The following is a 24622-nucleotide window of genomic DNA, read 5'->3' as shown; positions in this document are numbered from 1 at the left end:
AATGGACTACGTCAGGAGTGTGAACCGCTTATGCGACTGTTCTGGATGCTGAGACGGCGGGTCGCGGGACGGCGGGTTGGTGAGACGGGGGTCAGCGGCGGGCCATGTAGAGGTCGAGGGCCTTGTGCAGGAGGCGGTTCAGCGGGAAGTCCCACTCGCCCAGGTACTCGACGGCCTCGCCGCCCGCACCCACCTTGAAGCGGAGCAGGCCGAGCAGGTGGTTGGACTCCTCCAGGGTGTCGGTGATGCCCCGGAAGTCGTAGACGTGCGCGCCGAGTTCGTGGGCGTCGCACATCATGCGCCACTGCATGGCGTTGTTCGGCTGCACCTCGCGCCTGCGGTTGGTGGAGGCGCCGTAGGAGTACCAGACGTGAGAGCCGACGACGAGCATGGTGGCCGCGGCGAGCACCTCGCCGTCGTGGTGGGCGAGGTAGAGGCGCATCCGGTCGGGGTGTTCGGCGGTGAGCGCGGTCCACATGCGCTGGAAGTACGGCAGCGGGCGCGGGAGGAACCTGTCCCGTTCGGCGGTCTCGCCGTAGAGGCCGTAGAACACCGGAAGGTCCTCGTAGCCACCCCGGACGATCTTGACGCCCGCCTTCTCCGCCTTCTTGATGTTGCGCCGCCACTGCTGGTTGAGCCCCCGGTGGATGTCCTCCAGCGACCGCCCGGCGTACGGCACCTGGCACACGTACCGGGGCTGCCCGGCCGCGAACCCGTCCTCGCCGCCCGGCTCGGCCTGCCGCCAGCCCAGGGCACGCAGCCGGCCGGCCAGTTCGGCGGCGCCCGCCTCGTGCGAGGTGGGCTCCGCGTCCCCCAGCCGGCGCAGGCCCGGGTCGGCGATGGCCGCCTTGACCGCGTCCGGACTCCAGCGCCGGGCCACCACGGGCGGGCCCATCTTCACCGAGAACGCGCCGCGCGCCTTGAGGTGGGCCAGCATCGGCGTCAGCCACTGCTCCAGGTCGGGGGCGTGCCAGTCGATGACGGGGCCCTCCGGCAGGTAGGCGAGGTACCGCTTCACCTTCGGCAGCGGCCGCAGCAGGACCAGCCCGACGCCGACCAGCCGGCCCCCCGCGTCGAACCACCCCAGGCTCTCCGCCGTCCAGTCGGGCTTCACGTCCCCCCACGACGGCACCTGCATATGGCTGACGGAGGGGCGGGCCGCCACGAAGGCGAGGTGCTCGGCACGGGTGATGGTCCGCAGGGTGAGGGACATGCAGGCTCGCTCCTTGTGCTCCTTGTGGATCGCGGCTCACCTCACCCTACGAACACCCGCCCTCCCCCGCGTTCCCTGCCGTGGCACCCGGGTGTCCCTGCATCCGGCGCGGGCTACGGCGCTCAGCTCGTCCTCGACTCGTGCCCAGCTCGTGCTCGGCTCGTCCTCAGCCCACCTCGGGTATGCGGGCCGAGAGCCGCAGGGCCCAGGCGACGCAGCCGAACGCGGCCGTACAGGTGAGGGCGCGGATCAGGTTCCAGCGGACCCAGGTGTCCTCGAAGGCCGCCCGGACGGCGGCGGGATCGGCGATGTGGTCCGGCGTACCGGCCGCCGCCAGCCGGTCGTTGAGCGGCACGCTGACCGCCCCGGTGATGACCAGCATGGCCAGCTGGAACACGGCCGCCGCGCCGATCCACAGCAGCACCGTACGGCTGCCGCCACGCAGCTCCAGCACCCCGGCGACGCCGATCAGCACGAGCGCGCCCAGGAAGGACAGCATGAACCAGCCGTTGAGGATGGCCACGTTGATCCGCTGCATCACCTCGATGAAGCTCCGGTCGTCGGCGCGGGCCAGGCCGGGCATGACCGAGCACGAGTACGCGTAGAACAGTCCGGCGCCGAGTCCGGTGGTGAGCGTCGCCCCGAACAGTACGGCCGTGCGAAGTGCGGGCATGTCGGCATTCCCCCGTTTCTGTGGTGTGCCCTCAGTCAACCGACCGGCCGGATCCCGGGCCATCGTCGAGACGCTCGGCCGCATACGCGACCGTCCACGACGATCTACGCTGCCGGGTGTGGACGCACTCGGCGCACTCTTGACCGGTCCCCGCGCCCGCGGGGCCTTCCTGCTCCGCTCGGTGTTCGACCCGCCCTGGGCGATCCGGATCCAGGACGAGGCGCCGCTGACCGTGCTGACGATGGTCCGGGGCGAGGGCTGGATCGTGCCCGACCACCGGCCGGCCGTGCGGCTCGGCCCCGGGGACCTCGCCATCGTGCGCGGCCCCGATCCGTACCTGGTCGCGGACGACCCCGCCCGGGAGCCGCAGGTGGTGATCCACCCCGGGCAGGTGTCGACCGACCCGGGCGGCGGCGAACTGTGCGCGGAGCTGCACCAGGGCGTCCGGATGTGGGGGGAGCGCCCCGACGCCGAGCACGTGCTGATCAGCGGCACCTACCAGCTGCCCGGCGAGGTCAGCGGGCGGCTCCTGCGCACGCTGCCGACCGTGCTGCTGCTGACGGCCGGGGAATGGCGCTCGCCTCTGCTGCCCCTGCTGGAGGAGGAGTTGAGCCGCGACGAGCCCGGACAGCAGGTGGTCCTCGACCGGCTGCTCGACCTCGTGCTGATCACCGCCCTGCGGACGTGGCTCTCCCGGTCCGCTTCCGAGGCACCCGCCTGGTACCGGGCCCACGGTGACCCCGTGGTGGGTCCCGCGCTGACGCTGCTCCACTCCGATCCGGGCCGGCCCTGGACGGTCGCCGATCTCGCCGCGGAGGTGGGCGCCTCGCGTGCCGCCCTCGCCCGTCGCTTCACCGAGCTGGTCGGCGAGCCCCCGATGGCGTACCTCACCGGCTGGCGGCTCGCTCTCGCCGCCGACCTGCTGGCCGAGCCCGACGCCACCCTCACCTCGGTCGCCCGTCAGGTCGGCTACGGCAGCGCCTTCGCGCTCAGCGCGGCGTTCAAGCGGGTGCGCGGAGTCAGCCCGGCCGAACACCGCGTCCTGACCGGCGCGGACACGGGTGCCTGACCCTTCACCCCACCTCCTCGCCGCCCGGTCTCTCCCTGCCCAGGGCCTCGGCCAGGACTTCCGCGAGATGCCGCCCGCGCACCCCGGCGAGCTGCTCCAGCTGGGTGCGGCAGGAGAAGCCGTCCGCGAGGACCACCGTCCCGTCCTCCGCGTCCCGCACCGCGGGCAGCAGCTGTTCCTCCGCGCAGGTCTGGGACACCTCGAAGTGCCCCTCCTCGAAGCCGAAGTTGCCCGCGAGGCCGCAGCAGCCGCCGCTCAGGTCGCCGGTGAGGCCGGCGGACTCGCGCAGTTCGCGGTCTGCGGTGTCGCCGAGGACCGCGTGCTGGTGGCAGTGGGTCTGGCCGGTGACCGGGCGGTTCACGGCGGGCGGGGTCCAGTCGGGGGCGTGCCGGCGCAGTGTCTCGGCGAAGGTGAGGACCGCGGAGGCCAGTTGCCCGGCACGCGGGTCGTCAGGGAGGAGTTCCGGCAGGTCGGTGCGGAGGGCCGCGGCACAGCTCGGCTCCAGGACCACGACCGGGAGTCCTGTGCGCAGGGCCGGTTCCATCAGGTCCAGGGTGCGGCGGTGCACGGCGCGGGCGCGGTCGAGCTGGCCGGTGGAGACGTAGGTCAGGCCGCAGCAGACCTTGGCCGGTGCGACGGCGACCCGGAGTCCGGCGTCCTCCAGGACGGTGACGGCCGCCCGGCCGACGGATGGTGCCAGGTGGTCGGTGAACGTGTCGGGCCACAGGACCACCAGGTCCCCTCCCCCGCCCGGCTGTCCGGCACCGCACGGCTGTCCGGCGCCGGCCTGCTCTCCGGCACTGCGGGACTCTCCGGCACCGCCCGGCTCTCCAGCCCCGGCCCGTTCTCCGGACCGCTTGCGGTGCACGCGCTCCCGCCACCACCCGCTGAACGTCTCCGGTGCCAGCCGGGGGATCTCCCGCTGGGGCGCGATACCGCCGAGGCGTTTCGCCGTGCGGGCCAACGGCCGTATGCCGCTCAGGTAGTTGACGAGCGGCGCGGTGTGGGTGCGGGCGGCCCAGCGCAGCCACAGGGGCAGCCACCCCATGGCGTAGTGGGCGGCGGGGCGGCGCCGGCCGGCGTAGTGGTGGTGCAGGAACTCCGCCTTGTAGGTGGCCATGTCGACGCCGACGGGGCAGTCCGAGCGGCAGCCCTTGCAGGACAGGCACAGGTCCAGGGCGTCCCGTACCTCCGTGGAGCGCCAGCCGTCGGTGACGACCTCGCCCGCGAGCATCTCGTGCAGCAGCCGGGCCCGCCCGCGCGTGGAGTGCTCCTCCTCGCCCGTCGCCCGGAAGGAGGGGCACATCACGGCCGGCCCGGACGCCGTCGTCGTACGGCACTTGGCGACGCCGACGCAGCGGCGGACGGCGGCCCGGAAGTCGCCGCCGTCCGCCGGGTAGCCGAAGGCCACGTCGACCGGGCGGCTCGGGAGCACGGAGAAGCGCAGGCCGGTGTCGAGGGGTGCGGGGCGGACCAGCATGCCGGGGTTGAGCAGGTCGTCGGGATCCCAGACGGCCTTGGCCCGCTCGAACAGCGCGACCGTCTCCGCGCCGTACATCCGGGGCAGCAGTTCTGCGCGGGCCTGTCCGTCCCCGTGCTCCCCGGACAGTGAGCCGCCGTGGGCCACCACGAGGTCGGCCAGTTCCTCGGAGAATCGGCGGAACCGGCCGACGCCGGCCGGGGTGAGGAGGTCGAAGTCGATACGGACGTGGATGCAGCCGTCGCCGAAGTGGCCGTACGGGGTGCCGCGCAGGCCGTGATCGGTGAGCAGGGCGCGGAAGTCCCGCAGGTAGGCGCCGAGCCGGGCGGGCGGCACCGCGCAGTCCTCCCAGCCGGGCCAGGCCTCACTGCCGTCGGGCATGCGGGTCGCCGTTCCGCTCGCGTCCTCCCGGATCCGCCACAGCGCCCGCTGCCGGGCGGGGTCGGTCACCACCAGGGAGTCGACGACGTCGGCGGCCCGCACCACCGTCTCCGCACGCGCGCGTGCCTCGCCCTGGGTCCGCCCGCCGGTCTCGACGAACAGCCAGGCGCCGCCCCTGGGCAGCCCGGCCGGGGAGCGCACGAGGTCGGCGGCCATGCCCTCCACGGTCAGCGGCCCGTGCTCCAGGAGTCCGGCGGCGGCCTCGGCGGCGGCGCTCTCGTCGCCGTAGCCCAGCACGGCCAGGGCCCGCGCGCGGGGGGCCTCCACGAGGTCCACGACCGCTTCCGTGAGCACGCCGAGGGTGCCCTCGGAGCCGCAGAAGGAGCGGGCGACGTCGGCATGCTTCTCGGGGAGCAGGGCGTCCAGCGCGTACCCGGAGATGCAGCGGGGCAGTTCGGGGAAGCCGGTGCGCAGCCGGGCCAGGTCGCCCTCCACCAGCGCGCGCAGCCCCTCCGGTGCCCCGGCCCAGTCCCGGCCGGGCCGGAGCCACTGGCCGCGCGCGGTGACGACGGTCAGTTCGCGCACGCTGTCGGCGGTCGTGCCCCAGGCCACCGAGTGGGAGCCGCACGAGTTGTTGCCGATCATTCCGCCGAGCGTGCAGCGGCTGTGGGTGGACGGATCGGGGCCGAACCGCAGCCCGTGCGGTGCGGCGGCCTCCTGGAGGTGGTCCAGGACGAGACCCGGCTGCACGACGGCCGTACGGGTGCCGGGGTCCAGGTCGAGGAGCCGGTTCATGTGCCGGGTGAAGTCCAGGACCACGCCGGTGCCGGTCGCCTGGCCGGCGATCGACGTGCCGCCGCCCCGGGGGACCACGGGCACGCCGCGCGCCCGGCACACCTCCAGCACGGCGGCCACGTCGTCGGCGTCCCGCGGGGCGACCACCCCGGCCGGGACGCGCCGGTAGTTGGAGGCGTCCATGGTCACGAGCGCCCGGGAGGAGGTGTCGAAGCCGACCTCGCCCCGGACGGCTCCGCGCAGCGCGGCCTCCAGGCCCGTGTGATCCGGCGTGATGTCCGGCGTGAGATCCGTCATGCGTCCAGGATGCATCCGATCACGGACAGTCACCGAAAGTTGTCCACAGCGCCCCCCGTATCGTCGTACAACCGCACAAGTTCACCACCCCAAGATCCCGTCTCATCCGACGGACAGCCCTCCACGCGCCTTCCCCGCACCCGCTAACCTCGCTTTCGTGGCCGATATCGAGATTCCCGCTGACATCAAGCCCGCCGACGGACGCTTCGGCGCAGGCCCCTCCAAGGTGCGCACCGAGGCGCTGGACGCCCTCGCCGCGACCGGCAGCTCCCTGCTCGGCACCTCGCACCGCCAGGCCCCGGTCAAGAACCTGGTCGGCCAGGTCCGCGAGGGCATCAGCTCCCTGTTCTCCCTGCCCGACGGCTACGAGGTCGTCCTCGGCAACGGCGGCTCCACCGCCTTCTGGGACATCGCCACCCACGGTCTGATCGAGAACAAGTCCCAGCACCTCAACTTCGGCGAGTTCTCCTCCAAGTTCGCCAAGGCCTCCAAGCTCGCCCCCTGGCTGGCCGAGCCGACCGTGATCGCCTCCGACCCCGGCACCCACCCCGAGGCGAGGGCCGAGGCGGGCGTCGACGTCTACGCCCTCACCCACAACGAGACCTCGACCGGCGTCGCGATGCCCATCAAGCGGGTCGCGGGCGCCGACGAGGGCGCGCTCGTCCTGGTGGACGCCACCTCCGGCGCCGGCGGCCTCCCGGTCGACGTGTCCGAGACCGACGTCTACTACTTCGCCCCGCAGAAGTCCTTCGCCTCCGACGGCGGCCTCTGGATCGGCGTCTTCTCCCCGGCCGCGATCGAGCGCGCCGAGCGGATCCACGCGTCCGGCCGCCACGTTCCGGAGTTCTTCTCGCTCCCGACGGCGATCGACAACTCCCGCAAGAACCAGACGTACAACACCCCCGCCCTCGCCACGCTCTTCCTGCTCAACCAGCAGCTGGAGTGGCTGAACGGCCAGGGCGGCCTGTCCTTCTCCACCGCCCGCACGAAGGACTCCTCGACCCGCCTCTACACCTGGGCCGAGGACAGCAAGTACGCCACCCCGTTCGTCACCGACCCGACCAAGCGGTCCCAGGTCATCGGCACGATCGACTTCGCCGACGAGATCGACGCGGCCGCCGTCGCCAAGGCCCTGCGCGCCAACGGCATCGTCGACACCGAGCCGTACCGCAAGCTCGGCCGCAACCAGCTCCGCATCGCCATGTTCCCGGCGATCGACCCTGCGGACGTCGAGGCGCTGACGAACTGCGTGGACTACGTCATCGAGAAGCTGTAGTCGCTTCCGCGAGGACGCTTACGACGCCGACGGCGGGCCGGCCCGGGGATGACCCGGGCCGGCCCGCCGCGTTCGTCCCGTCAGCCAGGGCGGTACTCCAAGAGCAGGGTCTCTCCGGCACCGGCACCCGCCAGGTTCTCGTCCCCGCCGCCGTCATCGGGCACGCGGCGAAAGCCCGCCTTCTCCCACGCGCGTACGGCCCGCACGTTCGCCGCCGCCGGATCGACCGTCACCCGCTCCCACCCGAGGGTTCCGCACACGTGCCGCACGAGAGCGCCGGCCGCGTCCGGCCCCAGCCCGCGGCCCCGCGCCCCTGACGTCAGCACCATGTCCAGGCCGCCCTCCCGCGCGCCCACTGACCAGTACTGCGCGTAGCCCACGGGCACGCCCTGGTCGAGCACCAGGAACGACTCGACCTGCGGCCTGCGGCGCCCCACGTACTTGGCGGCCACCACGGCACGCGACAAGGGGACCCCGCCCCAGTTCGCCACGAACTCCGGATCGGCGAACCAGCCCGCCAGCAGGTCCAGATCGCCTTCGCCCGTGGGGACGAGAAGCGTCAACTCCCCTGGCAAAACAGATCTGTTGCCTGTCATGAGGACCACCTCCCCTTAGCGGCTTTCCGACTTCGAAACCGTCGGAGAGAAACCCTCTTCAGAAACAGTTGGCCGCGGTTCTGTTAATTTCTGCGGCGCTCACCAATCTTGTCATGCGCGCGGCCACCTAGAAAGGTTCTCCGTGCGGTCGCGGCCCCCTTTCCCCGCCGTAAACCGCACTTCCCTCACATGCCGCCACTCGCGGCTGCCCGGAATTGGAGAAATGGTGCTTCGTCCACGCGTAATCATGGCGTCAGGTGCCGCAACGGCGGCACTGGTCCTCTCGGCGGGTGTCGCCGGTGCAGCCCCGGCGCACGGGTCCCCCGCCGGGGACTCCTCCGCGTCCGGCGGGCAGTACCAGCAGCAGATGGTGCACGCGCTGGCCGGCTCGCTCGGCATCAGCGACGCGGCCGCGGTCCGGCGGCTGGACTCGCAGGCCCGCCAGCAGTCGACGCTCCGGGGCCTGCACGCCCCGGGTGTCGACGCCCGCGGAGCCTACTTCGACGGCAAGGGCCGTCTCACGGTGAACGTCACGGACGCGGGCTCGGCCCATCGGGTCGAAGCCGCGGGCCTCAAGGCGCGCATAGCGCGGCACACCGCCGGCGAACTGGACGCCGTCAAGGCGGTACTGGACGCCACGGCGGAACACGCGCTGCCCGCCGGTGTGCAGGGATGGGGTGTCGACCCCGTCTCGAACAAGGTCGTCATCCAGCTTCGCGACAACTCGACGGCGGCCGACCGGGCGTTCCTGAACAAGGCCGCGTCCTACGCCTCCGCGGTCGCCGTACGGGACAGCGAGGGCAAGGCCGTCTCGATGGCCGGCACCATCTACCCCGGCAGCAAGATGGACTTCGGCAACCACTACTGCTCGGTCGGCTTCGGCGCCCGGGACTCCTCGGGCCGGCAGGTCCTGGTCACCGCCGGCCACTGTGTCGAGAGCCTGCCCGACCTGTACTACGACGGCAGCCACTTCGCCAAGGGCACCGCCACCCGGTTCCATCACGGCCAGAACAGCACCGACATGGGAATCGCCTCGGTGGACGGCGGCACCACCATCGCCACCGAGATCGGCACGTGGGGCAACGGCGGGAACGTCGCCGTCGAGGGCAGCAGGCGGGCCCCGGTCGGGTCCGACGTCTGCAAGTCCGGGGTCACCTCGCACTGGACCTGCGGCGCGATCAAGGCCTACAACTACTCGGTCACCTACAACGACGCCGGTCAGCCGCCGACCCTGGTGACCAACGTCGCGCTGAGCAACGTCTGCGACCTGGGCGGGGACAGCGGCGGTCCCTGGATCTCCGGCAACCAGGGTCAGGGCATGACCTCCGGCGGCCGCAACGACAACCAGTGCAACGGCGTCTACGGGCAGGGCACCTCCTACTTCCAGCCCCTGGACGACGCCCTTCGGTACTACGGACTGAGCCTGAACACCGCCTGACCGGCCCGTTCACCGGCCCGTTTACCGGCCCGTTCAGCGGCCCGGCGCGACGGTCTCCCCAGCCGCCGCGCCGGGCCGGCGGATCGCCGGTACCCTGCGGTGATCCGCCTCGGCAGGTCGGCCGCCCCACCAGCGGCGGCCGCCCTGCCGGACCTGACCACGCCCTTCAGGAGCGCCGATGAACCAGAAGGAGCACCAGCCGACGGCGGACCGGCCCGGGAATCCTGAGTGCGCGCAGGAGGCGACCTTCGGGGAGGCGTTGCACGAGGCCCTGAAGGCGCGCGGGCTGTCGCTACAGCGCCTGCACCACCACCTCGGCGCACGCGGCATCTCGGTGAGCCCGGTGACGCTGAGCCACTGGCAGCGAGGACGCAGCCAGCCCGAACGCCGGCAGTCCCTGCGGGCCGTGGCGGAGATCGAGGTCATCCTGAACCTGGCACCGGGCACCCTGCAAACCCTGCTGACCCACCGCCGTCCGCGCGGCAAGGCACTGGCCCCGACGAGTCACATGCCGGACGCCCTGTCACGCGTCCTGGGCCCCGGCGCGCCCCTTGAGCGGGCGCTCGGAGCGGACGCCTACCGGTTCAACGAGGACCTCGTCAGCCTCTCCGTCCAGGAGACGGTGCGTCTCGACGAGCACGGGTGCATCGACCGCTACTCCGTCAGCCACGTCGTGCGGGCCCTGAACGACGGGGTCCGCCGCGTCACGGCCCACCACCACCTGGACGATCCGGACACGCCGTCCGTGCAGGTGACCGTCAACTGCGGGAGCCTGGAAGCACTGCGTTTCCGTCAGGAAGTCAGTTCAGCGATATTCGACATCGGATTCGGGCGACCCCTCCGGCGCGGAGAAACCGCGATCATCGACTACACGCTCGACATCGGCCCCCGGTGGAAACCCTCGAACCATCACGAGCGCACCCTGCCGGTTCCCGTCCGGCAGTATCTCCTGCACATTTTCTTCCATCCGCGGCATGTTCCGTCAGCCGTGTACGGATACTACGGTCACAACTCGGAAGCGGGGCCGGAGGAAATCCGCCCACTCAGCCTGGACGCTTCGCACAGCGTGCACATCCTGCCCGCGAAATGCCACGCCGGTATTTACGCCTGGAAACGGCATGCGGACACCGGGCCGGGGGACCCGCCGGACCGGCCACCGCAGCACCCCGCCGACTGACGCACCCCGCCGCGACTCAATGGCCGCCGCTGGGAGTCTCGCAGCCGGTGTGGTCCGGGTAACCGCCGAAGGCGTCGGCATGGGTGGAGTCGCGGTCCATCGTGCCCTCCACGCACAGCGGAGAGGGGTCGGCCTCGATGAGGAACCCGACGGCGGTCGGGCCGTCCTGGTACGACCGCACGTCCCCTTCGGAGTAGCCGAGGCGGATCAGCGCGCCGCGGGCGTGTTCCGGAGCGAAGTCGCCACGCTCACGCAGCGGTTCGAGCGCGGCCTCGACGCGACCGACGGCCGCGAGCCCGTCGCAGCGCCGTCGGCCGTGCAGGGGGAACGGCACCCTGAAGCCGTGGTTCTCGGCATAGTGGTCGCCGGGCGCGGCCGAGCCCCGCGTGCCGGCCGAAGACGACGGCGCCGGCGCGGCGCTTTCGCCCGGGCACCGGAAGTCCGCGGGTGTGCCCGGCGTCGATATCCCCGTCGGCGTGGGGTGCGTACGCCGGTACGCGTCACCGGCATCGTCCGAGCGCTGCGTTCCGCATCCCGCCGCCAGCACGGCGAACACCGCCAACGGCAACAGCCGGCGCCCGGCCTGCGTCGTACTGATCATCGTCATGCCCCGATCCTTGCCCACACAGAGGGCAGGCGGCATGAGTACGCGCACTCACGCCAGAACGCCTCCCGGATCCCGCTCACCGGTCACACCGCGGCACCCTCACCTCCGCCGCCGCACCCTCCGCAGTCCGAACAAGGCCGCCACGCCCAGGAGTACGACGATCGCGCCCACCTTCAGACCGGGGGTGCTGTCACCCGATGTGGTCGAACTCCCACCGAACGAGGGGGACTTGGCGGAGGCTGACGAGCCGCCGCCCGGTGCGTCCTGTGCCTGGACCGGGCTGTCGGTGCCCTCGCTGCCGTACAGGAGTTTCGTGCCGTCGATGGAGTAGGTGACCGACTCGCCCTGGCCCTGCAACGGTACGTTGAGCCGGCCCTCGCGCTTGATCTTGCCGCCGTTCCAGTCGTAGTAGATGCCGCCGAAGTAGCCGCGTACGGCGAGCTGTCGGCCGTCGGGGGAGAAGGCGGCGTCGGTGGCCCACAGGTCGACGGGGGCGACCGGGTGGAAGACGTTCGTGCCGGAGGCGGAGAGGTGCGCCGGACCTTCGTACAGGTGGCCGCCGTCCTGCTTCTTGTCGACGATGTAGACGCGCCCGGTCTTCGGGTGGACGAGCAACGACTCGGCGTCCCGCGGGCCGTTGGAGTACTTGACGACGTACTGCGTGGCCGTGACCGTCTGGTCCTTCAGCTCCTTCGGCTCGGGCAGCCGGTAGATCCACACGTACGGCCAGGTGCCGCCGAGGTTGTCGCCGATGTCGCCGACGTAGATCTCGTTGTGCGGGCCGATGGAGATGGCCTCGACGTCACGCGGGGCGCCGATGCCGCGCAGCGTCACCCGGGCGACCGTCTTCCCGGTCCGGCTGTCGACGGCGTAGATGTACGGCCCGTCGTCGCTGTCGTTGTGCGTCCAGTAGATGCCGGGGTGCAGACGGGACGCGGCCAGGCCGCTGGACTCGGTGATCCTCGGGTCCTTGATCGTGAAACCCTGGTCACCGGCACCGCCGTCGGCGGCGGAGGCGGGCAGCGCGGTGGCGGGCAGCACGCAGGCCCCCGCGAGCAGGGCCCCGGCGAGCAGGGCGAACGGTCGGCGCATCCTCCCAGCCTGCCATCCCGGCCGGTCCCGCCGTCCCGGACCCCGGGACGGGACCACCGGACGTGGTGGGCCTCACACCCCACCCGCCCCCGGGATCGACCATCATGAGCGGATGCTCAGGTTCATGCCCGTAGGTGACTCCATGACGATCGGGAGCGCGGGCGAACACACCTGGCGTTACCGGCTGTGGCGGCACCTGTGCGAGACGTACGGCGGCCCGTTCACGTTCGTCGGCCCGCGCGAGGAGCTGTACGACAAGTCCGCCGAGGCTCCGACCTCGTACGCCTACGCCGACCCGGACTTCCCCCGCGCCCACCTGGCCGGCTGGGGCGAGGGCTGGCAGCAGATGACTCCGCTGATCGGCGAGGCGGTACGGCGGCACCGGCCCGACGTGCTCCTGATCTCCCTCGGCCTGATCGACCTGGGCTTCTACACCAACGCCGAGCAGACGGCGGCCAACGTCCGCGCCTTCGTCGCCGCCGCCCGCGAGGCCCGCCCCCGCGTCCGCATGGTGCTGCTCCCGGTGATCCCCAACATCCGGGCCCTGACGGACGCGCCCTTCGCCGCCCAGGTCGAGCAGTTCAACGACCTGCTCGCCAAGACGGTCGCCGACCTGGACGAACCCCGCTCGCCGCTGCTGCTGGCCTCGCCGCCGGAGTCGTACGACATCGACACCGACACCTACGACGGGACGCATCCCAACGCGCGCGGCGAACACCGCGTCGCGGCGGCGTTCGCGGGGGCGATGTGGGAGGCGTGGGACATCGGACATCCGTACGCGGCCTGAACAGATTGGCAGTTTTGGCCGAATTCCGGCGCCTCCTGGTCACGCTGCGTATCGTTGAACCGCGCGGCTCCACTCGTCCACAGAGCGGCCGGGGAGGAGCGCCACGATGACCGTCCTGGAAGACAGGATCGCGATGGCCGAGAGCGACAGCGAGAGCACGCTCGACGACATGTTCGAGCGACTCGAGAAGATGCCCGTCCCCGAGGGATACAAGGTCGAGATCGTCGAGAGCACCGTATACATGTCGCCGCAGCGGGACACCCACTGGGAGATCATCCTGGACATCGTTGAGCAGTTGCGGCCCAAGTACCCCTGCAAGCGGGTCAAGTCCGACGTCCGCCTCGACTACCCGGGGCACCTCAACGGCTTCGCGACGGACGTGACCGTCATGGTCGAGGGCGCCGAGAAGACGGAGACCGGCCGCTGGCGGTATCAAGACGTCGAGTTCGTCGCCGAGGTCATCTCCAAGGGCACCGCGGCGAACGCCTACAGCCCCAAGAAGGCCGCGTACGCCAAGGCTGAAATCCCCGTCTACGTCATCGCCGACCCTTACCAGCGCCGCTGCCACGTCTACACCCACCCCAAGGGTGACGAGTACGCGACCGAGACCAAGGTCGACTTCGGGGACGACGTGGATCTCACGGACACCGTCGTGGGCCTCACCCTCAAGACCGGCGAGTTCCCCCACGACTGACCGCCCCCGCGCCGGCCTCCTGCAGTAGCCGCTCCGCCAGGAACGCCAGGATCTCGTCCCTCGCCCGCACCGTCGGATGCCCCTCCCCGTCGACGAAGTGCGCGGTGACGACGCTGTGCGGGGTGCCGACCGTCTCCCGGAAGAACGGCGGCGGATCGGTGTTCGCGGCGGTGTCGGACAGCACGCGGCCGTCGAAGGCCTCGCCCAGCAGGGCCCGGTAAGCGGCGAAACGCTGCCCGGTGCACCAGCGGTCCCCCGCGAAGCGGTAGGCGAGGACCGTCAGCCCGTCCCGGTCCACCCGCTCCCGTACGGCGACGGCGTCCGGCGCGCTCAACTCCAGCCCGGCCGGATCGTCCAGCGGCAGGGAGGGGTGGTTGACCACGGGCGCGATGACGGCGGGCTCCAGCGCCATCGTGAGGGCGAAGTTCCCCGTGAAGCACAGTCCGACCGCCCCGACCCCCGGCCCGCCGCACTCGGCGTGCGCCTGCCGCGCGAGCCCCCGCAGCCACGCGGTCACCGGACTCGTCCCGCCCCCGGCGAACGCCCGGAACTCCGCGCTCACGCACGCCCGCCGCACCACCACCTCCCCCCGCTCGACCGTGGGATATCCCCCGTCGGTCCCGAACAGCGAGGGCACGTACACCCGGAACCCAGCGTCCCGGACCCAGCGCGCCAGCCGGAGCACGTCCGGACTGATGCCCGGCATCTCCGGCATCAGCACGACGGCGGGCCCGGACCCGTCGGCGTACACGGTCTTCACCACGCCGTCCACCTCCACCTCGCGGCGCACGAAGTCAGTGATGGGGTCGTCGGCGGGATGACGGTCGTCAGCGGCAGCACTCAGGGGCCTCATGCGCCCTACGGTGACGGCCCGGACCACCCCGCGACGAGAGGCGGCATCGCCACCCTCCGGGGTAATCTCGCCACCACTGTCACCACCCCAGGGGGCACCCGTGACCGCACTCCGGATCGGCGTCCTCGCCTACCCCGGCTGCTTCGCCTCGGAGGTGTTCGGCGTCCCCGACCTCCTCACCATGGCCACGCACATCGCCGGCCCGGACCACCCCGGCTACGAGGTCTCGGTCGTCTCCCCGCGCCGCCGGGTCACCGCGTCCGGCGGGACGCCGCTCGCCGTCAGGCCCCTGCGCGAGGTGGACGTCCTCATCGTCCCCGGCTTCGAACTCGTGCCCGCCTCCGACATACCCGCGGCAATGGCCGCCCTCCGCCCCGAGATTGAGGCGATCCGCGCCCACGCGGCCACGGGGAACGCGACGGTCGCCATCTGCGTGGGCGCGTTCCTCGCCGGGGCGGCCGGCCTGCTCCGCCACCGCGAGGCCACCACCGCCTGGCTGTTCGCCCCCGAACTGGCCCGCCTGCACCCCGACACCCGCGTCCGGGCCGACCGTCTGGTGGTCACGGACGACGGCGTGACGACGACGGCGGCCTTCAGCGCCATGTACGACTTCGCCCTCGACCTGATCCGCAGGCACAGCGGCCCGGCCGTGGCCCGCACCACGGCACGCGTGGCCCTCGTCGACGACGCCCGCTCCTCCCAGACTCCCTACGTGGACGCGAGGCTCCTCCCCCGCCCCGGCGCCGCGTTCTCCCAGCAGGTCATGCGCCGGCTCGACCAGCACCTGGCCGCCCCCTACGACCTCCCCGCCCTCTCGGCCGCCTTCGGCGTCAGCACCCGCACCCTGCTGCGCCGCTTCACCACCGAGACCGGACAGACCCCGCTGCGGTACCTCCAGAGTTCCCGCGTCCGCCGGGCCCGCCACCTCCTGGAGACCACGGACCGCACGGTCGCCGCCATCGCCGCCGCCGTCGGCTACAAGGACCCCGGCACCTTCTCCGCCCTGTTCACCGCCCACACCGGCAGGCGCCCCACCGCCCATCGGGCCGCCTTTCGCCGCCCGGCCGATCGGACCGTCCGCCCCGGGCCGCCGTAATCGCTTGCTTCGAGCGCACTCCACGCCGTTGGCTAGGGAGACATGGAGTACACGCAGCTAGGACGCACCGGACTCAAGGTCAGCCGACTCGTCCTCGGCACCATGAACTTCGGCCCGCAGACCGAGGAAGCCGACTCGCACTCGATCATGGACGCGGCGCTGGACGCCGGCATCAACTACTTCGACACCGCCAATGTGTACGGCTGGGGCGAGAACAAGGGCCGTACCGAGTCGATCATCGGCAGCTGGTTCGCGAAGGGCGGCGAACGGCGCGACAAGGTCGTGCTCGCGACCAAGGTGTACGCGAACATGGCCGCCAGTGCCGACGCCTGGCCCAACCACGACAAGCTCTCCGCGCTGAACATCCGCCGGGCGGTCGACGCCAGCCTGAAGCGGCTCCAGACCGACCACATCGACATCTACCAGTTCCACCACGTCGACCGTGACACCCCGTTCGACGAGATCTGGCAGGCGATCGACGTCCTGGTCCAGCAGGGCAAGATCCTGTACGCGGGGTCCAGCAACTTCCCCGGCTACAAGATCGCCCAGGCGAACGAGGCCGCGGCCCGGCGAGGCGGCACCATCGGGCTCGTCAGCGAGCAGTGCCTCTACAACCTCCACGAGCGGCGCGCCGAGATGGAGGTCATCCCGGCCGCCCAGGACTACGGCCTCGGCGTCATCCCGTGGTCGCCGCTGCACGGGGGCCTGCTCGGCGGGATCCTCAAGAAGCAGGTCCAGAGCGGACGCCGTGCCTCGGGCCGGGCCGCCGACACCCTCGCCGACCCGGCGGCACGGTCGCGGATCCAGGCGTACGAGGATCTGCTCGACAAGCACGGTCTGGAGCCCGGCGAGGTCGCGCTGGCCTGGCTGCTCACCCGGCCCGGCGTGACCGGCCCGATCGTCGGCCCGCGCACGGCCGAGCAGCTCGCCTCCGCGCTGCGGGCGGCCGAGCTGGAGCTGAGCGAGGAACTGCTGGCCGGTCTGGACGAGATCTTCCCGGGGCCGGGTCCGTCGCCGGAGGCGTTCGCCTGGTAGCGGCCCGCCGAGCCGCGAGGCGCGGGGCACGCCGGCGGGCGCCGCACGGCGTGCCGGGGCGGCGGCCGGTCACTTTCCCAGGGCCGCCGCCACCGCCACCACCGCGAACATCAGCACCAGCACGACGGCCATGATCAGGTTCCGGGTCTTCGGGTCCACGTCGTCGAGCCTAACCGGCCGCCTCGAACGCCCAGCGGCCGACCGTCTCGTAGCGGGGCTGTTCCCCCGGCACCCCGGACCTCGGCAGCCGGCTGCGCACGAGCGCCAGCTCGGACACGGTCCACTCGGCGCTCCGGAAGCCGGCGAGGGCGTCGAGGAAAGGCCGGGGGTCGAGCATGTCGCGGCTGCGGGCCAGGGTCAGGTGGGCCTTGTAGCGGCGGTGCTCGTCCATCGCCAGGCCGGCCTTGCGGGCCGCCGCCTCCGCGCGGCCGGCCAGCAGGCGCAGGGCGTCGACGTCGCCGGCCGCACCCGTCCAGAGGGCCTTGCCGTGGCCGAACTGGCCGCCGCCGGCCAGGGCGAGCGGGAAGGGGGCGGTGCGGTTGACCGCGCGGGCCAGGCGGTCCGAGAGGGCCGGGAGGAGTTCGCCGTCGACCTCGCCGTAGAAGGCGAGGGTGAAGTGCCAGCCGGGACGGCCGGTCCAGCGCAGTCCGTCCGCGCCCGGCAGCTCCCTCAACCGGGCCGTCTCGGCGGCGAGTTCGGCTGTGACGTCCTCCGGGGGCAGCACGGCGGCGAAGAGTCTCATGCGGTCACTGTTCCAGAACCGTCCCCGGACGGTGCGGGCGGAAATGCCGTCGCGCGGGCCGGGACGGGCATGGGCATGATGACCGGCATGACGCTCACGATCCGCGCAGGCGGCTCCGCAGACGCTCCGTCGATCCTCCGGATGCTGGACAGCTCCGTGGCGTGGCTGGTCGCACAGGGCCGGACCCGGCAGTGGGGCACCGAGCCCTGGTCCACGGACCCGAAGGCGGTGGCGATGGTCGAGCGGTACGTCGCCCAGGGCACCCCGTACATCGCGGAGGTGGACGGCGTCCCGGCCGCCACCCTCACCCTCACCGACGCCCCCGGCCCCTACCTGGCCCCCGCCGACGAGCCCGAGCGGTACATCCACCTGCTCGCCTCCGACCGCCGCTTCAAGGGCCACGGTGCCGGAGCCGCGCTCCTCGCCCACGCCGCCGAGGAGACCCGGCGGGCCGGGGTGTCCCTGCTCCGCGTCGACTGCTACGCGGGCGACGACGGCAAGCTCGTCGCCTTCTACGAAGGCAACGGCTTCACCCGCACCGAGTCCTTCCTGCACGGTGCGGACGAGTGGCCGGGGCAGGTGCTGGCCCGCCGGGTGCGCCAGCGGCGCGGCCAGCGGTTCCGGTAGCCGCGCGACTACGCCGTCGCCAGCTCCCGTTCTCTCGGTACGAACCGCACGCGCGGGTAGCCGCGGTGCCAGCCGACCGAGACCCTGAGGCCGCCGATGCGGACCAGGGCCAGTCCGATGGCGGCGGCGGCCGCGGCGGAGACGATGCCGCCGAGGGCGAAGCCGACGTGGGCGCCGTAGGTGTCGGTGACCCAGCCGACGAGCGGCGCGCCCAGCGGCGTACCGCCGACGAAGACCATCATGAACAGGGCCATCACACGCCCCCGCATGGCCGGGTCGGTGGACATCTGCACGGCGGTGTTCGCGGTGACGTTGACCGTCATGCCGAACACCCCGAGCGGCACCATGAACAGCGCGAACAGCCAGTACGACGGGGTCAGCGCGGCCACGACCTCCAGCAGCCCGAAGGTCGCCGCGGCCGCGATCAGCAGCCGCATCCGGGCCGTGCCGCGCCGGGCGGCGAGCAGGGCGCCGATCAGCGAGCCGACGGCCATCAGGGTGTTGAAGAGGCTGTAGGCGCCGGCGCCGGCGTGGAAGACGTCGTCGGCGTAGGCGGACAGCCACACCGGGAAGTTGAAGCCGAAGGTGCCGATGAACCCGACGAGGACGATCGGCCAGATCAGGTCGGGGCGCCCGGCGACGTAGCGCAGGCCCTCCCGCAGCTGGCCCTTGCTCCGCGGCGCGCGCTCGATGACGTGCAGTTCGCGGGCGCGCATCAGCAGCAGGCCGGTGATCGGCGCGACGAACGACAGGCCGTTGAGGAGGAACGCCCAGCCGGTGCCCACGCCGGTGATCAGGAGACCGGCGACGGCCGGGCCGACCAGGCGGGCGGACTGGAAGTTCGCCGAGTTCAGGCTGACCGCGTTCTGCAGCTGCGCCGTCCCGACCATCTCGGTGACGAAGGACTGGCGGGCCGGGTTGTCCACGACCGTGGCGAGGCCGACGGCGAAGGCAGCGACGTACACGTGCCAGACCTGGACGTGGCCGGTCAGGGTCAGGGCGGCGAGGACCAGGCCGGTGAGGGCCATGGACGACTGGGTGACGAGCAGGGTGGGCCGCTTGGGCAGCCGGTCGACGAGGACGCCGCCGTAGAGGCCGAACAGCAGCATCGGCAGGAACTGCAGGGCCGTGGTGATGCCCACGGCCGCGGAGGAGCCGGTGAGGCTGAGCACCAGCCAGTCCTGGGCGATGCGCTGCATCCAGGTGCCGGTGTTGGAGACGACCTGGCCTATGAAGAACAGGCGGTAGTTCCGGACCTTCAGCGAGCTGAACATCGAGGACTTGCGGGCGGTGGGGGTAGTAGGGGTCGGTGCGGGGGCGGAAGCTGCTCCGGATCCCGTACTCAAGAAAATGCGCCTCCCTGGTGTTCTGGGTGCGTCGACTCGTTCGACGTGTTTCTTACAGATGTGCGAGCTTCTCCAGGACGGGGGCGGCGGCGCGCAGTTTGGCCCACTCGTCCTCGTCCAGGTCCGCGACGAGGCCGGCCAGGAAGGCGTTGCGCTTGCGGCGGCTCTCCTCCAGCATCGCCTCGGCCTGTTCGGTCCGGGTGACGACCTTCTGGCGCCGGTCGTCGGGATGCGGCTCCAGACGGACCAGCCCCTTGGCCTCCAGCAGCGCGACGATGCGGGTCATCGACGGCGGCTGCACGTGCTCCTTGCGGGCCAGCTCACCGGGGGTGGCCTGGCCGCAGCGGGAGAGGGTGCCCAGCACCGACATCTCGGTGGGGCTCAGCGACTCGTCGACCCGCTGGTGCTTGAGCCGACGGGACAACCGCATCACGGCGGAGCGGAGGGAGTTCACGGCGGCCGCGTCGTCGCCATGGGAAAGGTCCGGCATGGTCTTTAGCGTAACTCATTACTCTCGCTAAGGACCACTGGAACACGCCAGAATGCCCGTGATCCGGGCCACTCAAGCGCCGCATCACCCATATGGGTGATCTCCGCGCGGAACGTGACACACGGAGCCGTGGCGTGCCGGGACCCTCGTCTGCATGGGGACCAGCGTGCTCAGCCTGCGGATAGACGGGGAGCTGCTCGAGAGGCTCCGGCACCATGCGGCCAAAAGGGGAATGAGCGTCCAGGACTATGTCGTCCGGACGCTCGTTCGCGATGACTTCGACGAGCGGTTCCAGGCCGCCGTGGAGGAGACGGAGCGGTTCTACGGGGTCGGGTGACCGGTGTTCCACGGGGTCGGGTGACGCCCCGCGTCAAAGGTCCTACGTGAGGCCGAACGCCGGCATCAGGTAGTAGAAGGCGAACACCGCCGAGACGACGTACATCGGCACCGGGATCTCCCGCGCCCGGCCGACCGCGAGGCGCAGCACCACGAAGGTGATGAAGCCCATGCCGATGCCGTTGGTGATCGAGTAGGTGAACGGCATCATCAGCATGGTCACGAAGGCCGGGACGGCCAGCGTGTAGTCGGTCCAGTCGATCTCCCGGACCGAGCCGGCCAGGATCAGGAAGCCGACCGCGAGCAGCGCCGGGGTGGCGGCCTGGGACGGGACCATCGTGGCGACCGGGGTGAGGAACAGCGCCAGGCCGAACAGGGCGCCGGTGACGACGTTCGCGAGGCCGGTCCTGGCCCCCTCGCCGACGCCGGCCGTGGACTCCACGAAGCAGGTGGTGGCCGAGGAGGAGCTGGCGCCGCCGACCGCGACGGCGACGCCGTCGATGAAGAGGACCTTGCCGATTCCGGGCATCTGGCCCTCGGCGTCGGTCAGCTTGGCCTCGTCACTGACGCCCATGATCGTGCCCATGGCGTCGAAGAAGCAGGACAGCAGGACGGTGAAGACGAAGAGGACGCCGGTCAGGATGCCGACCTTGTGGAAGCCGCCGAACAGGCTGACCTGGCCGATCAGCCCGAAGTCGGGCGAGGCGACCGGGTTGCCGGGCCACTTCGGGGTGGTCAGGCCCCAGGAGGGCACCTTGGCGACCGCGTTGATGATCACCGCGAGGACGGTCATCGACACGATGGAGATCAGGATGGCCCCGGAGACCTTGCGCACGATCAGCGCGAGGGTGAGCAGGGAGCCGAGCACGAAGACGAGGACCGGCCAGCCGTTGAGGTGACCGTCGGCGCCGAGCTGGAGCGGGACGGTGGTCTGGGCGATGTCCGGGATGCGGCTGACGAAGCCGGAGTCGACGAGGCCGATCAGCATGATGAACAGGCCGATGCCGATGGAGATCGCCTTGCGCAGGCTGTACGGCACGGCGTTCATCACGCGCTCGCGCAGACCGGTGGCCACCAGCAGCATGACGACGAAGCCGGCGAGGACCACCATGCCCATGGCGTCCGGCCAGGACATGCGGGGGGCGAGCTGGAGCGCGACGACCGTGTTGACGCCGAGGCCGGCGGCGAGGGCGATCGGGACGTTGCCGATGACGCCCATCAGGAGGGTGGTGAAGGCGGCGGTGACGGCGGTGGCCGTGACCAGCTGGCCGTGGTCGAGGTGGTGCCCGTACATGTCCTTCGCGCTGCCGAGGATGATCGGGTTCAGCACGATGATGTACGCCATCGCGAAGAAGGTGGCGAAGCCGCCCCGGATCTCGCGGGCGAGGGAGCTGCCGCGCTCGGAGATGCGGAAGTAGCGGTCGACGGCGCCGGAGCCGGCGGCGCCGCCCGGCTTCCCGGGGGTGGGGACCTTGGCGGGTGCCGAGGTGGAGGACATGCGGGACCTCATCACCAGCGGGGGTCCCCCGAGTCCCGTTGGAGTTTCTGACGAAAGAAAGTCGGACAGAAGTTGGCCAGAAGTTGACCCTAGACAAACGGCTTCAGTATGAACGTATGAGGGCGAGATCGCTATCTCCGCGCGTAGAGCCCGGTGGGGCGGGGCGTCGGGCAGCGGCTCACCGTGGCCGGCGGCCGCCTCGTAAGCTGTGCTCCATGGCTAAGTGGACCGCGAAGCACGAGGCGCCGGAACCCCTGGAGGGGCCCGTGGTCGCCACCATCACCGGCGGCACGATCCTGTGGTTCGTCCTCTTCCTGGTCCAGCTCCCCTTCTACGGCTGGTTCGACTCCCACGACCACCTGTGGTGGCTGTGGACCTGCCTCGCCGGGGCGGGCCTGGGGCTCATCGGCATCTGGTACGTCCGCAAGAGGGACGCGGCGATCAAGAGGGACGCGGCGCTGAGCCAGGAGGACTCCGCGCCTCGGGAGCCTGCCGAGTAGCGGGTCTGCGCGGTGCCCGCCCAAAGGGCACCGCCGCTGGGCGGGTAAGCCTGTTCGCACGTACCGTCGGAGGCATGGCCCACATCGATGCGGGGGCCGAGCTGGACCCCGTGCATCCGGTCGCCCTGCCCGAGCGCCGGGCGGCGGGGCTGACCGGTGCCGAGGTGGCGCAGCGCGTCGCACGCGGCCAGGTGAACGACGTGCCCGTGCGCAGCAGCCGTTCCCTCACGGACATCGTCCGGGCCAACGTCTTCACCCGGTTCAACGCCATCATCGGCGTTCTGTGGATCATCACCTTCCTCGTCGCCCCCATCCAGGACAGCCTCTTCGGCTTCGTGATCCTCGCCAACACCGGCATCGGCATCGTCCAGGAGTGGCGGGCCAAGCAGACCCTGGACTCGCTCGCCGTCATCGGTGAGGCCCGGCCGACGGTCCGCCGGGACGGCACCGCCACCGAGGTGCCGACCAGCGGGATCGTGCTGGACGACCTCGTCGAGATCGGCCCCGGCGACAAGGTCGTCGTGGACGGCCTGTGCGCCGAGGCCGACGGCCTGGAGATCGACGAGTCACTGCTGACCGGCGAGGCCGACCCCGTCGTCAAACGCCCCGGCGACTCGGTCATGTCCGGCAGTTTCGTCGTCGCCGGCGCCGGCGCGTTCACCGCGACCAAGGTGGGCCGCGAGGCCTACGCCGCCCAGCTCGCCGAGGAGGCGTCCCGGTTCACGCTGGTCCACTCCGAGCTGCGCACCGGCATCTCGACGATCCTGAAGTACGTCACCTGGATGATGGTCCCGGCCGCGCTCGGTCTGGTCGCCACGCAGCTGCTGGCCCAGCACCACGCCGCGAAGGACGCGGTCGCCCGTACCGTCGGCGGCATCATCCCGATGGTCCCGGAGGGCCTGGTGCTGCTGACGTCGGTCGCCTTCGCGATCGGGGTGATCCGGCTGGGCCGCAAGCAGTGCCTCGTGCAGGAGCTCCCGGCGATCGAGGGCCTGGCCCGGGTCGACACCGTGTGCCTGGACAAGACGGGCACGCTCACCGAGGGCGGCATGGACGTCACCGCGCTGCACACCCTGGGCGACGGCGACGAGGCGTACGTCCGAACCGTGCTCGGCGCCCTCGGCGAGTCCGACCCGCGCCCGAACGCCTCGCTCCAGGCCATCATCGACGCCTACCCGGACAGTGAACAGTGGCGGTGCGTGGAGTCGCTGCCGTTCTCCTCGGCCCGCAAGTACAGCGGCGCCACGTTCAGCGAGGGCGACGGCGAGACCAGCACGTGGCTGCTGGGCGCCCCGGACGTGCTGCTCGGCGGCGACGGCGACGGCGACAGCGGAAGCGGAAGCGGAAGCGGCGGAGACGCCGTCGCCCCGGCCCTCGCCGAGACCGAGCGCCTCAACGAGCAGGGGCTGCGGGTCCTGCTCCTGGCCCGCGCCACCCGCGACCTGGACGACACCGAGCCGCAGCGCGGAGCCCGCCCGGCCGCCCTCGTCGTACTGGAGCAGCGACTGCGCCCGGACGCGGCCGACACCCTGCGCTACTTCGCCGAGCAGAACGTCCGCGCCAAGGTCGTCTCCGGGGACAACGCGGTGTCCGTCGGCGCGGTCGCCGGGAAACTGGGGCTCGCGGGTGCGGCGGTGGACGCGCGCCGGCTGCCCGCCGACCGCGACGGCATGGCGGGCGCGCTGGAGGAGGCGACCGTCTTCGGCCGGGTCACCCCGCGGCAGAAGCGGGACATGGTGGGCGCGTTGCAGTCGCGCGGGCACACGGTCGCGATGACCGGGGACGGGGTGAACGACGTCCTGGCGCTGAAGGACGCGGACATCGGGGTCTCGATGGGCTCGGGTTCGGAGGCGACGCGGGCGGTGGCGCAGATCGTGCTGCTGGACAACAGCTTCGCCACGTTGCCGTCGGTGGTCGCCGAGGGCCGCCGGGTGATCGGCAACATCACGCGGGTGGCGACGCTGTTCCTGGTCAAGACGGTGTACTCGGTGCTGCTGGCGGTGCTGGTGGTGTGCTGGCAGGTGCCGTACCCGTTCCTGCCCCGGCATCTGACGCTGCTGTCGACGCTGACGATCGGCGTCCCGGCGTTCTTCCTGGCGCTGGCCCCCAACGCGGAGCGGGCGCGGCCGCACTTCGTGCGCCGTGTGATGCGGTACGCGGTGCCGGGCGGGCTGGTGGCCGGGGTGGCGACCTTCGTGATGTACATGATCGCCCGCCACTTCTACACCGGCCCCGGCTCCCTGGACGCGGAGACCAGCGCGGCCACGCTCACCCTGTTCCTGATCTCGATGTGGGTGCTGGCGATCATCGCCCGCCCGTACACCTGGTGGCGTGTCGCGCTGGTCGCCGCGATGTTCGGCGCGTTCCTCGTCGTGCTCGCCGTACCGGCCCTGCAGAGCTTCTTCGCGCTGCGGCTGGTGGGCGTCACGATGCCGTGGACGGCGGTCGCGGTCGCGGCGGTGGCGGCGGCCACCCTGGACCTCGCGTGGAGGTGGGTGGACCGCCGCTTCCCTGGGTGACCGGT

23 protein-coding genes are annotated in these 24622 nt (G+C 71.7%); 12 read left to right on the top strand and 11 right to left on the bottom strand.

Going from position 1 to position 24622, the window contains the following annotated elements:
- Positions 1-91: 91 nt before the first annotated feature.
- Both ABZ854_RS18710 and ABZ854_RS18705 read right to left on the bottom strand, forming a co-directional pair.
- The gene (locus ABZ854_RS18710) at positions 92-1213 is read right to left on the bottom strand and encodes a peptidoglycan bridge formation glycyltransferase FemA/FemB family protein (protein WP_361211728.1); all 1122 of its coding nucleotides are present in this window, start codon (positions 1211-1213) and stop codon (positions 92-94) included.
- Positions 1214-1379: 166 nt separating this feature from the next.
- Complete coding sequence (locus ABZ854_RS18705; protein ID WP_361211725.1) at positions 1380-1886, bottom strand: anthrone oxygenase family protein; 507 nt, start codon at positions 1884-1886, stop codon at positions 1380-1382.
- A 118-nt stretch (positions 1887-2004) separates the two neighbouring features.
- Between ABZ854_RS18705 and ABZ854_RS18700 the strand changes: the two genes are divergently transcribed.
- On the top strand, positions 2005-2955 hold the full coding sequence (locus ABZ854_RS18700) for an AraC family transcriptional regulator (RefSeq protein ID WP_361211722.1): 951 nt from the start codon (positions 2005-2007) through the stop codon (positions 2953-2955).
- A 4-nt stretch (positions 2956-2959) separates the two neighbouring features.
- On the opposite strand, the gene ABZ854_RS18695 is transcribed toward ABZ854_RS18700, so the two are convergent.
- Entirely contained in the window at positions 2960-5908 is a 2949-nt protein-coding gene (locus tag ABZ854_RS18695; protein ID WP_361211719.1) for an FAD-binding and (Fe-S)-binding domain-containing protein, read from the bottom strand.
- A gap of 157 nt (positions 5909-6065) precedes the next feature.
- Between ABZ854_RS18695 and serC the strand changes: the two genes are divergently transcribed.
- Positions 6066-7184 carry a phosphoserine transaminase gene (gene serC / locus ABZ854_RS18690; protein ID WP_361211716.1) on the top strand — a complete coding sequence of 373 codons (1119 nt, stop codon included), beginning with the start codon at positions 6066-6068 and terminating at the stop codon, positions 7182-7184.
- An 80-nt stretch (positions 7185-7264) separates the two neighbouring features.
- Here serC and ABZ854_RS18685 read toward each other — a convergent pair whose 3' ends face one another.
- Positions 7265-7780, bottom strand: coding sequence for a GNAT family N-acetyltransferase (locus tag ABZ854_RS18685; RefSeq protein WP_361211713.1), 516 nt, complete (start codon positions 7778-7780; stop codon positions 7265-7267).
- 247 nt (positions 7781-8027) lie between these two features.
- Between ABZ854_RS18685 and ABZ854_RS18680 the strand changes: the two genes are divergently transcribed.
- Both ABZ854_RS18680 and ABZ854_RS18675 read left to right on the top strand, forming a co-directional pair.
- Positions 8028-9218, top strand: a complete 1191-nt coding sequence (locus ABZ854_RS18680; RefSeq protein ID WP_361211710.1) for an alpha-lytic protease prodomain-containing protein — start codon at positions 8028-8030, stop codon at positions 9216-9218.
- 178 nt (positions 9219-9396) lie between these two features.
- A complete protein-coding gene (locus ABZ854_RS18675) occupies positions 9397-10395 on the top strand; it encodes a helix-turn-helix transcriptional regulator (protein WP_361211707.1) in 999 nt (332 codons plus the stop codon).
- Between the two features lie 16 nt (positions 10396-10411).
- Here the strand turns inward: ABZ854_RS18675 and ABZ854_RS18670 are convergent, their stop codons facing one another.
- Together ABZ854_RS18670 and ABZ854_RS18665 are read right to left on the bottom strand one after the other, a co-directional pair.
- The gene (locus ABZ854_RS18670; RefSeq protein ID WP_361211704.1) at positions 10412-11002 is read right to left on the bottom strand and encodes a hypothetical protein; all 591 of its coding nucleotides are present in this window, start codon (positions 11000-11002) and stop codon (positions 10412-10414) included.
- 99 nt (positions 11003-11101) lie between these two features.
- Positions 11102-12094, bottom strand: coding sequence for a WD40 repeat domain-containing protein (locus tag ABZ854_RS18665; RefSeq protein WP_361211701.1), 993 nt, complete (start codon positions 12092-12094; stop codon positions 11102-11104).
- Positions 12095-12206: 112 nt separating this feature from the next.
- Here ABZ854_RS18665 and ABZ854_RS18660 point away from each other — a divergent pair, with 112 nt between their 5' ends.
- Both ABZ854_RS18660 and ABZ854_RS18655 read left to right on the top strand, forming a co-directional pair.
- Entirely contained in the window at positions 12207-12881 is a 675-nt protein-coding gene (locus ABZ854_RS18660) for an SGNH/GDSL hydrolase family protein (RefSeq protein WP_361211698.1), read from the top strand.
- Positions 12882-12987: 106 nt separating this feature from the next.
- A complete protein-coding gene (locus tag ABZ854_RS18655) occupies positions 12988-13575 on the top strand; it encodes a Uma2 family endonuclease (RefSeq protein ID WP_361211695.1) in 588 nt (195 codons plus the stop codon).
- Here ABZ854_RS18655 and ABZ854_RS18650 read toward each other — a convergent pair.
- The gene (locus ABZ854_RS18650; protein ID WP_361211692.1) at positions 13547-14428 is read right to left on the bottom strand and encodes a dienelactone hydrolase family protein; all 882 of its coding nucleotides are present in this window, start codon (positions 14426-14428) and stop codon (positions 13547-13549) included. The genes ABZ854_RS18655 and ABZ854_RS18650 overlap by 29 nt on opposite strands.
- Before the next feature lie 100 nt (positions 14429-14528).
- Between ABZ854_RS18650 and ABZ854_RS18645 the strand changes: the two genes are divergently transcribed.
- Positions 14529-15524 (top strand): helix-turn-helix domain-containing protein, encoded by a 996-nt coding sequence (locus ABZ854_RS18645; protein WP_361211690.1) that lies wholly within the window; start codon positions 14529-14531, stop codon positions 15522-15524.
- A 42-nt stretch (positions 15525-15566) separates the two neighbouring features.
- On the top strand, positions 15567-16559 hold the full coding sequence (locus ABZ854_RS18640) for an aldo/keto reductase (protein WP_361211687.1): 993 nt from the start codon (positions 15567-15569) through the stop codon (positions 16557-16559).
- A gap of 169 nt (positions 16560-16728) precedes the next feature.
- On the opposite strand, the gene thpR is transcribed toward ABZ854_RS18640, so the two are convergent.
- Complete coding sequence (gene thpR / locus ABZ854_RS18635; protein WP_361211684.1) at positions 16729-17301, bottom strand: RNA 2',3'-cyclic phosphodiesterase; 573 nt, start codon at positions 17299-17301, stop codon at positions 16729-16731.
- 87 nt (positions 17302-17388) lie between these two features.
- Between thpR and ABZ854_RS18630 the strand changes: the two genes are divergently transcribed.
- Positions 17389-17928, top strand: coding sequence for a GNAT family N-acetyltransferase (locus ABZ854_RS18630; protein ID WP_361211681.1), 540 nt, complete (start codon positions 17389-17391; stop codon positions 17926-17928).
- A gap of 8 nt (positions 17929-17936) precedes the next feature.
- Here ABZ854_RS18630 and ABZ854_RS18625 read toward each other — a convergent pair whose 3' ends face one another.
- Together ABZ854_RS18625 and ABZ854_RS18620 are read right to left on the bottom strand one after the other, a co-directional pair.
- The gene (locus tag ABZ854_RS18625; RefSeq protein WP_361211678.1) at positions 17937-19274 is read right to left on the bottom strand and encodes an MFS transporter; all 1338 of its coding nucleotides are present in this window, start codon (positions 19272-19274) and stop codon (positions 17937-17939) included.
- A 52-nt stretch (positions 19275-19326) separates the two neighbouring features.
- Positions 19327-19764 (bottom strand): MarR family transcriptional regulator, encoded by a 438-nt coding sequence (locus ABZ854_RS18620; protein ID WP_129308433.1) that lies wholly within the window; start codon positions 19762-19764, stop codon positions 19327-19329.
- Positions 19765-19918: 154 nt separating this feature from the next.
- Between ABZ854_RS18620 and ABZ854_RS18615 the strand changes: the two genes are divergently transcribed.
- The gene (locus ABZ854_RS18615; protein WP_361211675.1) at positions 19919-20101 is read left to right on the top strand and encodes a ribbon-helix-helix protein, CopG family; all 183 of its coding nucleotides are present in this window, start codon (positions 19919-19921) and stop codon (positions 20099-20101) included.
- A gap of 42 nt (positions 20102-20143) precedes the next feature.
- Here ABZ854_RS18615 and ABZ854_RS18610 read toward each other — a convergent pair whose 3' ends face one another.
- Positions 20144-21598 carry an NCS2 family permease gene (locus ABZ854_RS18610; protein WP_361211672.1) on the bottom strand — a complete coding sequence of 485 codons (1455 nt, stop codon included), beginning with the start codon at positions 21596-21598 and terminating at the stop codon, positions 20144-20146.
- 215 nt (positions 21599-21813) lie between these two features.
- Between ABZ854_RS18610 and ABZ854_RS18605 the strand changes: the two genes are divergently transcribed.
- Together ABZ854_RS18605 and ABZ854_RS18600 are read left to right on the top strand one after the other, a co-directional pair.
- Positions 21814-22098, top strand: a complete 285-nt coding sequence (locus ABZ854_RS18605; RefSeq protein WP_361211669.1) for a DUF2530 domain-containing protein — start codon at positions 21814-21816, stop codon at positions 22096-22098.
- 74 nt (positions 22099-22172) lie between these two features.
- Positions 22173-24617, top strand: a complete 2445-nt coding sequence (locus tag ABZ854_RS18600) for an HAD-IC family P-type ATPase (RefSeq protein ID WP_361211666.1) — start codon at positions 22173-22175, stop codon at positions 24615-24617.
- The last annotated feature ends 5 nt before the right edge of the window (positions 24618-24622 follow it).

The sequence above is a fragment of the Streptomyces sp. NPDC047028 genome (genome assembly GCF_040644095.1).
Lineage (GTDB): Bacteria > Actinomycetota > Actinomycetes > Streptomycetales > Streptomycetaceae > Streptomyces.
The sequence above is the reverse complement of the archived record's forward strand: the minus strand, read 5'-3'. Positions and strand labels throughout refer to the sequence as shown.

Bases quoted from the DNA above. Each gene is read 5' to 3' on its own strand.
- ABZ854_RS18640 (WP_361211687.1), top strand. From the start codon at position 15,567: ATGGAGTACACGCAGCTAGGACGCACCGGACTCAAGGTCAGCCGACTC.
- ABZ854_RS18710 (WP_361211728.1), bottom strand. From the start codon at position 1,213: ATGTCCCTCACCCTGCGGACCATCACCCGTGCCGAGCACCTCGCCTTC.
- ABZ854_RS18600 (WP_361211666.1), top strand. From the start codon at position 22,173: ATGGCCCACATCGATGCGGGGGCCGAGCTGGACCCCGTGCATCCGGTC.
- ABZ854_RS18705 (WP_361211725.1), bottom strand. From the start codon at position 1,886: ATGCCCGCACTTCGCACGGCCGTACTGTTCGGGGCGACGCTCACCACC.
- ABZ854_RS18620 (WP_129308433.1), bottom strand. From the start codon at position 19,764: ATGCCGGACCTTTCCCATGGCGACGACGCGGCCGCCGTGAACTCCCTC.
- ABZ854_RS18665 (WP_361211701.1), bottom strand. From the start codon at position 12,094: ATGCGCCGACCGTTCGCCCTGCTCGCCGGGGCCCTGCTCGCGGGGGCC.
- ABZ854_RS18660 (WP_361211698.1), top strand. From the start codon at position 12,207: ATGCTCAGGTTCATGCCCGTAGGTGACTCCATGACGATCGGGAGCGCG.
- ABZ854_RS18670 (WP_361211704.1), bottom strand. From the start codon at position 11,002: ATGACGATGATCAGTACGACGCAGGCCGGGCGCCGGCTGTTGCCGTTG.
- ABZ854_RS18685 (WP_361211713.1), bottom strand. From the start codon at position 7,780: ATGACAGGCAACAGATCTGTTTTGCCAGGGGAGTTGACGCTTCTCGTC.
- ABZ854_RS18610 (WP_361211672.1), bottom strand. From the start codon at position 21,598: ATGTCCTCCACCTCGGCACCCGCCAAGGTCCCCACCCCCGGGAAGCCG.
- ABZ854_RS18675 (WP_361211707.1), top strand. From the start codon at position 9,397: ATGAACCAGAAGGAGCACCAGCCGACGGCGGACCGGCCCGGGAATCCT.
- ABZ854_RS18695 (WP_361211719.1), bottom strand. From the start codon at position 5,908: ATGACGGATCTCACGCCGGACATCACGCCGGATCACACGGGCCTGGAG.
- ABZ854_RS18655 (WP_361211695.1), top strand. From the start codon at position 12,988: ATGACCGTCCTGGAAGACAGGATCGCGATGGCCGAGAGCGACAGCGAG.
- ABZ854_RS18630 (WP_361211681.1), top strand. From the start codon at position 17,389: ATGACGCTCACGATCCGCGCAGGCGGCTCCGCAGACGCTCCGTCGATC.
- thpR (WP_361211684.1), bottom strand. From the start codon at position 17,301: ATGAGACTCTTCGCCGCCGTGCTGCCCCCGGAGGACGTCACAGCCGAA.
- ABZ854_RS18615 (WP_361211675.1), top strand. From the start codon at position 19,919: ATGGGGACCAGCGTGCTCAGCCTGCGGATAGACGGGGAGCTGCTCGAG.
- ABZ854_RS18605 (WP_361211669.1), top strand. From the start codon at position 21,814: ATGGCTAAGTGGACCGCGAAGCACGAGGCGCCGGAACCCCTGGAGGGG.
- ABZ854_RS18680 (WP_361211710.1), top strand. From the start codon at position 8,028: ATGGCGTCAGGTGCCGCAACGGCGGCACTGGTCCTCTCGGCGGGTGTC.
- ABZ854_RS18650 (WP_361211692.1), bottom strand. From the start codon at position 14,428: ATGAGGCCCCTGAGTGCTGCCGCTGACGACCGTCATCCCGCCGACGAC.